Origin of the sequence: uncultured Salinicola sp., from assembly GCF_937921195.1 — a bacterium.
Classification (GTDB): Bacteria; Pseudomonadota; Gammaproteobacteria; order Pseudomonadales; family Halomonadaceae; genus Salinicola.
In genome coordinates this window covers 1-4,744 of sequence record NZ_CALFQK010000177.1, presented here as the reverse complement: position 1 = coordinate 4,744, position 4,744 = coordinate 1, and the positions used below count along the sequence as shown (strand labels likewise).

The following is a 4,744-nucleotide window of genomic DNA, read 5'->3' as shown; positions in this document are numbered from 1 at the left end:
CACTGGCCGGCGAACTGTGGCCGGCTGGCGAGCCAGAAGAAACCCTTGGAGCGCAGCAGGCGGCCGTCGCCCCAGTCGCCGTGCAACAACTCGAAGAAGCGCTGCGGGTGGAACGGGCGGCGCGCCTCGAAGCTGAAACTGGAGATCCCGTACTCCTCGGTCTCGGGGACGTGCTCGCCGCGCAGCTCCTTGAGCCAGCCAGGGGCGAGCTGGGCCTTCTCGAAGCTGAAGCGGCCGGTGTCGAGCACCCGATCCAGCGCGACCTGACCGTGACTGATGGGCAGGATCTCGGCCTCGGGGTTGAGGCTTTTCAACACCGCCTCCAGTTCGCCAAGGGTGCGCGTATCGATCAGATCGGATTTCGAGATCAGCAACACGTCGCAGAATTCGATCTGATCCACCAGCAGGTCGGCGACGTTGCGCTCGTCCTCTTCGCCCAGGCTTTCGCCGGCTTCCGCCAGCGACTTGGCCTCATGGTATTGCGAAAGGAAGTTGGCGCCGTCGACCACGGTGACCAGGGTGTCCAGTCGGGCGACCTGGGACAGGCTGCGCCCCTGTTCATCCTCGAAGGTGAAGGTCTCCGCCACCGGCAGCGGCTCGGAGATGCCGGTGGACTCGATCACCAGGTAGTCGAAGCGTCCTTCGTCGGCGAGCCGATTCACCTCGATCAGCAGATCCTCGCGCAGCGTGCAGCAGATGCAGCCGTTGCTCATCTCGACCAGTTTCTCTTCGGCACGGTTGAGATCGACCTCGCGCTCCACCAGGGCGGCATCGATATTGATCTCGCTCATGTCGTTGACGATCACCGCAATGCGCCGGCCGTCGCGATTGTTGAGCAGATGATTCAGCACCGTCGTCTTGCCGGCGCCGAGAAAGCCGGACAGCACGGTAACGGGCAATGGGTTCATGGATTCCTCCAGCAAGGTCGGTCCGGGTCGGCCTCGGTATCGAATGGGCCATGGATGTTGGGGTCGCCGGCACTCGGCGTGTCAGGCGCTGTGCCGCCTGGCGTAGTGATGCTCGCGCTGCTCCTGACGCTGCTTGGCCTCGAGACACAGCGTGGCGGTGGGTCTCAGCAGCAATCGCCGCAGGCCGATGGGCGCGCCGGTCTCCTCGCAGAAGCCGTAGCCCTGTACGTCGCCGCCCTCATTCAGCCGCTTCAGCGTGCCGACGATCTTGCGCAGCAGGCGTGTCTCGCGGTCGGCCTGGCGCAGCAGCAGACGCAGCGTCTCCTCGTTGGCGGCCAGATCGGCTTCGTCGCCAGCACCACGGCTGTCGACGATGGTGCGGCGGGTCTCTTCCAGCGCGGCTTCCAGCTCAGCCTGCTCCGCCAGTAGACGCCGCCTGAAGAAGTCGAGCTGAGCCTCGTTCATGTAGGCACCTTCGGGCATTGCCAGCAGTTGGCTCTCATCCTCGATAAGCGGTAACGGCATGGCGGCCTCCTCGGGAGCGTCTCGACCAATTAATGTTATAACATAACAGTAAAAACGCCAACACTCTTCTCTCCCTGCTCGGAAACGAACATGAAATGCAGTCATTAGCGAAAGTCGAATGCGCTTTGCGGCGGATTTTGCCCACACTGTGACAAAACCATGACACCGAAAGCGCCCCTAAAAAGATCGACAAATCGCGCGGTCGGTGTCGCCTATAACAACCTCCGTCCCAGGAGATCCGCCATGCCACGACGTCTCGAACCCTCCAGCTCCCTCTCGCTACGCCTGCCGCTTTCCCTGTTGGCCACGCTGCTACTCGGCTGCGGCCTCACCGTTGCGGCACAGGGCGCCGAGGAGTGCCCGCAGCGCGGGGATCTGGCGCCCATGTACTGCGATGCCGACGGCGACCTGGTCGCGGATGCGCCGAGCGACGAATCCCAACTCCTCGATCCCGATCCGCTGGTCTTCGCCTACACCCCGGTCGAGGATCCGGCGATCTACGCCGATATCTGGGAACCGTTCATCGAGCACCTCCGCGACGTGACCGGCAAGGACGTGCGCTTCTACGCCGTGCAGTCCAACGCCGCCGAGATCGAAGCGATGCGCAGCGGACGCATCCAGGTCGCGGGCTTCTCCACCGGGCCGACGCCGTTCGCGGTCAATCTCGCCGGGGCGGTGCCGTTCGCGATCATGGGCAGCGACGATGGCGAGTTCGGCTACACCCTGCAGGTCTACACCCGCAAGGACAGCGGCATCGACGAGCTGAGCGACCTCAAGGGCAAGCGCGTCGCGCACACCTCGCCCACGTCCAACTCCGGTAACCTGGCGCCACGCGCCCTGTTTCCCGAGCAGGGCATCACCCCCGACGAGGACTACGAAGTGGTCTACTCGGGCTCCCACGATCAGTCGATGCTGGGCGTGGTCGCGGGTGACTATGATGCCGCGCCGGTCGCCTCCGAGGTGGTCGATCGCATGGCCGAACGCGGCCTCTACGACCCGGAAGAGGTCAAGATCGTGTTCGAATCCAAGCGCTTCCCCACCACCTCCTATACCTACGCCTACAACCTCAAGCCCGAGCTGATCGACAAGATCAAGGAAGCCTTCTTCAGCTTCGACATGAAAGGTACCGAACTGGGCGAGGAGTTCGACGGCGTGACCAAGTTCGTCCCGGTGACGTACCAGAAGGATTGGGAAGTGATTCGTGACATCCAGGATGCCAACGGCGTCGTCTACTCACAGGAAAACATCGAATAGCCCGGTTCGTGATCTAGCACGGTCATCCTGCAGACCAACCGGACGGCGCCGACACTCGGCGCCGTTTCTCCACGAGGATCCCTCATGCTGCGCATTCAGAATCTGGTCAAACGGTACGGCCATGGCGAGCCGGTGCTGCGCGGGCTCGATCTCGACGTCCCCGGTGAATCGGTGGTCTCGATCATCGGCGCCTCGGGAGCCGGAAAGAGCACCCTGCTGCGCTGCATCAACCGCCTGGTGGAACCCACGGAAGGCAGTATCGAGCTCAATGGCCTGGAGCTGACGTCTCTCAAACGCGAAGAGCTGCGCAAGGCGCGCCGGCGAATCGGGATGATCTTCCAGGGCTTCAACCTGGTGGACCGGCTGACGGTGATGGAGAACGTCCAGTGCGGGAGGCTGGGCTACATCCCCTACTGGCGGGCGGCGCTGCGCAAGTACCCGGCGGAAGACATCGAGCGCGCCTATCACCTGATGGAGCGCGTCGGCATCGCCCACTACGCCAACAAGCGCGCCGATGCGCTCTCCGGCGGCGAGCGCCAGCGCGTCGGCGTGGTGCGTGCGTTGATGCAGCAACCGGAAATTCTGCTCGCCGACGAACCCACGGCCTCGCTGGACCCGGTCAGTTCGCGCCAGATCATGGAGCTGCTGCAGAATCTGTCCCGGGAGCTGTCGCTACCGGTACTGATCAATATCCACAACGTGGCCGAGGCACGGGAATACACCCAGCGCATCGTCGGCATGCGCTTCGGCAAGCTGATCTTCGACGGCGTTCCCGCCGATCTGGATCAGGAAGCGATGGACGCCGTCTACAGCGGCACGCCGGGCGACGAGCGCCAACAAGCCGACGCTGGCCCGGCGCAGGCCAGGACGGTGGTGTCATGAGCACGGGCACAGACCGGACAGCGCCTCCATCGCCACGACACTGGCGCAAGCCACCGTTCATCGCCAACCCGCTGCTGCGCTGGGGCCTGGTCGTCGGCGTCGCGATCTATGCCATCTGGGCGATCTCGATCCTGCCTTTCGATCTCGATCGCATCAGCCAGGGCATGACCCGAGCCGCACGCATCTTCTCCGGCGCCTTCCCGCCCAACTTCGACCGTTACGAACTGCTCATCGACGGCTTTCTCGAAAGCCTGCAGATCGCCATCCTGGCAACGCTTCTGGGTCTCGCGTTGAGCCTACCCATCGCGTTCATGGCGGCCCGCAACATCGCCGCCAGGCCGATCTACGTGATCGGGCGAGCGATCATCATTCTGGCGCGCAGTTTCCATCCGGTGATCGTGGCGATCCTGTTCGTCAAGGCCGTTGGCTTCGGTCCGGTGGCCGGCATCCTGACGCTGACGCTCTACTCGATCGGTTTCGTCGCCAAGATGCTGGCCGAACGGATCGAGGAGATCGACTGGGGTCAGGTGGAAGCGCTTCGGGCCAGCGGCACCCGCTATATCGGCGTGCTGCAGTTCGCCGTGCTGCCGCAGATCATGCCGCGCCAGATCGGCCTCGGCATCTATCAACTCGACAGCAACCTGCGGGCCTCGGCGGTGGTCGGCATCGTCGGCGCCGGCGGCATCGGCTCCACGCTGATGAACGCCTTCGGTCGCTACGACTACGACTTCGCCCTGGCGATCACGCTGGTGATCATCGGCGTGATTCTGGTCAGCGAAGCGATCAGCGGTCGGATCAGGAGGAACATCGGATGACCCTACAGACGACCACGACCGTTGCCGAGCGCACCTGGGCGCGCTACACCCCGCAACAGCGCTGGAAGCGCTTCGCCACGATGCTGGTGGTTGCAGCTGCCGTGGTCTGGGCGGTGGAGAGCATCGATATCATCTGGCCGTGGGTGTGGGATGCCCCGGCCCAGGTCGGCGACCTGTTCGGACGCATGGTGCCGCCGGACGTGAGCAATCTGCGGGCGATTCTGTGGGCACTGGTCGAGACGCTCAATATCGCCACGATCGCCACCTTCGTGGCCGTCTTCGTGTCGCTGCCGATCGCCTACATCGCGGCCCAGAACACGACACCCAACCGTTTCACCCTATGGCTGGGGCGCTTCATCC

At 64.0% G+C, this 4,744-nt stretch carries 6 protein-coding genes; 4 read left to right on the top strand and 2 right to left on the bottom strand.

From position 1 onward, the window contains the following. A partial coding sequence (locus Q0602_RS21655; protein ID WP_298847923.1) for a GTP-binding protein occupies window positions 1-908 on the bottom strand: 908 nt, incomplete at its 3' end. An 81-nt stretch (window positions 909-989) separates the two neighbouring features. Beyond that, window positions 990-1,433 (bottom strand): TraR/DksA C4-type zinc finger protein, encoded by a 444-nt coding sequence (locus Q0602_RS21650; protein WP_298847922.1) that lies wholly within the window; start codon window positions 1,431-1,433, stop codon window positions 990-992. Window positions 1,434-1,676: 243 nt separating this feature from the next. Between Q0602_RS21650 and phnD the strand changes: the two genes are divergently transcribed. From phnD to Q0602_RS21630, 4 genes are all read left to right on the top strand, one after another. Further along, the gene (gene phnD, locus Q0602_RS21645; RefSeq protein ID WP_298847921.1) at window positions 1,677-2,687 is read left to right on the top strand and encodes a phosphate/phosphite/phosphonate ABC transporter substrate-binding protein; all 1,011 of its coding nucleotides are present in this window, start codon (window positions 1,677-1,679) and stop codon (window positions 2,685-2,687) included. Between the two features lie 84 nt (window positions 2,688-2,771). Beyond that, complete coding sequence (phnC, locus tag Q0602_RS21640) at window positions 2,772-3,569, top strand: phosphonate ABC transporter ATP-binding protein (RefSeq protein WP_298847920.1); 798 nt, start codon at window positions 2,772-2,774, stop codon at window positions 3,567-3,569. Beyond that, window positions 3,566-4,384 (top strand): phosphonate ABC transporter, permease protein PhnE, encoded by an 819-nt coding sequence (phnE, locus tag Q0602_RS21635; protein ID WP_149435402.1) that lies wholly within the window; start codon window positions 3,566-3,568, stop codon window positions 4,382-4,384. Before phnC ends, phnE begins: the two co-directional genes overlap by 4 nt. Then, window positions 4,381-4,744: PhnE/PtxC family ABC transporter permease (locus Q0602_RS21630; protein ID WP_367277001.1), on the top strand; the 364-nt coding region annotated here is incomplete at its 3' end. The genes phnE and Q0602_RS21630, both read left to right, overlap by 4 nt.

What these genes read in the sequence shown, in the direction of transcription:
- Q0602_RS21650 (WP_298847922.1), bottom strand. Translation starts at nt 1,433, where the DNA reads ATGCCGTTACCGCTTATCGAGGATGAGAGCCAACTGCTGGCAATGCCC.
- phnC (WP_298847920.1), top strand. Translation starts at nt 2,772, where the DNA reads ATGCTGCGCATTCAGAATCTGGTCAAACGGTACGGCCATGGCGAGCCG.
- phnE (WP_149435402.1), top strand. Translation starts at nt 3,566, where the DNA reads ATGAGCACGGGCACAGACCGGACAGCGCCTCCATCGCCACGACACTGG.
- phnD (WP_298847921.1), top strand. Translation starts at nt 1,677, where the DNA reads ATGCCACGACGTCTCGAACCCTCCAGCTCCCTCTCGCTACGCCTGCCG.